Genomic DNA, 1,686 nt, shown 5'->3' with positions numbered 1-1,686 from the left:
GCTCGCGTCGGCCACCGGTTAGCGCCGGACGGGGGGACCGCCCTCGCGCCGGATTGGCGGTGCGGGGGCGGGGCACCCGCCGGGGTGTGCGGGGCCGCGGGGTACTGGTGCGGAGGTGGCCGTCATGGACGGTCCGGGACTGTCGAGCCGGGAGCGGCGCATCCTGGCGGAGATCGAGGGCGACCTCCGGGCGGACCGGCGGCTGGACCAGCGGCTGCGGACGATGCGGTTCGTGCTGCCGGGCGCGCCGGGGCGGGCGCTGGACGCGGCCGCGCGGGTGCCCGGATCGGTGCTGGCGCTGCTGACGGCGCTGTCGGTCGGGCTGCTGCTGGTCGGCGCGACGGTGCACACGGCCGTCGCGCTGACGCTGTTCTCCGTCGTCTGGCTGCCGACCGTCGTCCTGCTGTCGGCCCGCGGACTGCGGACGCGGTCACATCGCGGCTGCCCGGGGCGTGGAGGATGAATCCGGGCGAATCGGCATCAATCGTCCCGTGCGGGGTACCAACACCAACGGAGCGGTCGTGGAGCACCACCGCCGGCCGCCCCCGCGCCCGTCGGGCGCCACCTGGACCGTCGCTTGAAGAAGCCGGGCAGAGGTCTTCGGGAAGAGGAGCCGCGGTGTGCGCGGGCGATCCCGTCCCACGCCCCAGGCGGTCCGAGGCGTTCCCGTTCCCTGGAGAACCGCCGTGTCCACTTCGACACTCCCAACCGGCCACCGCACCGACCCGACCGGCCACCGCGCCGACCCCCCGCCGTCCGCGTCGACGGACGGGCTACCGCCGGACCTGCCCCCGCGCCCCACCGAGGCGCAGCTGCGGGTCATGGGCAAGACCGAGGCCCGTGAGCTCAGCGACGCGCTCTTCGAGCGGCTCACCGGGCTGGCCCGCGAGACGCACGCCTACAGCTACGTGCGCGGCACCATCATCGAACTCAACATGCCGCTGGTGCGCTTCATCGCCGGGCGCTTCCGGCACCGCCCGGAGGACATGGACGACATCCTCCAGGTCGGCACCGTGGGGCTGATCAAGGCGGTCGACGGCTACGACCCCGGCCGCGGCGTCGAGTTCGTGACCTACGCCATCCCCACCATCGCCGGCGAGATCAAGCGGTTCTTCCGCGACACCTCCTGGCCCGTGCGCGTCCCGCGCCGGATGCAGGAGTTCTACCTGACCGTCGCGCGCGGCTCGGACCGCCTGGAACAGCGGCTCGGCCGCCTCCCGCACCCCGAGGAGATCGCCGAGGAGCTGGACCTCACCGTCGACGAGGTCGTCGAGGGTCTGGTCGCCGGCCGGGTCTACCGGCCCAACTCGCTGGACGCGCTGCGCGACCAGGACACCGACGAGTCCGGCAGCGCTCTGCTGGACCGGCTCGGCTCCTGCGACCCGGGCATCGAGCTGGCCGAGTTCCGCACCGCCGTCCGCCCCCTCCTTGGGCAGCTGCCGCAGCGCGAACAGACGGTGCTGAAGCTGCGCTTCTGGGAGGACCGGACGCAGTCCGAGATCGCCGAGCGGATCGGCGTCTCCCAGATGCACGTCTCCCGGCTGCTCTCCGCCACCCTCGCCCACCTGCGCGAAGAACTGGAGGACCGTGCGGCGGACGGCCGCTCCGACGCCCCGCCCGAACCCGGCTGACGAACAACCGGCGCCCCTCCGGGTGTTTCCGGCCCCCCGCAGCGGTTAGCCGCGC

Annotated in this window: 2 protein-coding genes; both read left to right on the top strand. The window is 74.0% G+C overall.

The window, feature by feature from the left end:
- Positions 1–124: 124 nt before the first annotated feature.
- Positions 125–463 (top strand): hypothetical protein, encoded by a 339-nt coding sequence (locus tag ABD308_RS02865; RefSeq protein WP_344324995.1) that lies wholly within the window; start codon positions 125–127, stop codon positions 461–463.
- A gap of 223 nt (positions 464–686) precedes the next feature.
- Positions 687–1,631 carry an RNA polymerase sigma factor SigF gene (locus ABD308_RS02860; RefSeq protein ID WP_344324992.1) on the top strand — a complete coding sequence of 315 codons (945 nt, stop codon included), beginning with the start codon at positions 687–689 and terminating at the stop codon, positions 1,629–1,631.
- The last annotated feature ends 55 nt before the right edge of the window (positions 1,632–1,686 follow it).

The sequence above is a fragment of the Kitasatospora putterlickiae genome (assembly GCF_039527695.1).
GTDB classification, from domain to species: Bacteria; Actinomycetota; Actinomycetes; order Streptomycetales; family Streptomycetaceae; genus Kitasatospora; species Kitasatospora putterlickiae.
The sequence above is the reverse complement of the archived record's forward strand: the minus strand, read 5'-3'. Positions and strand labels throughout refer to the sequence as shown.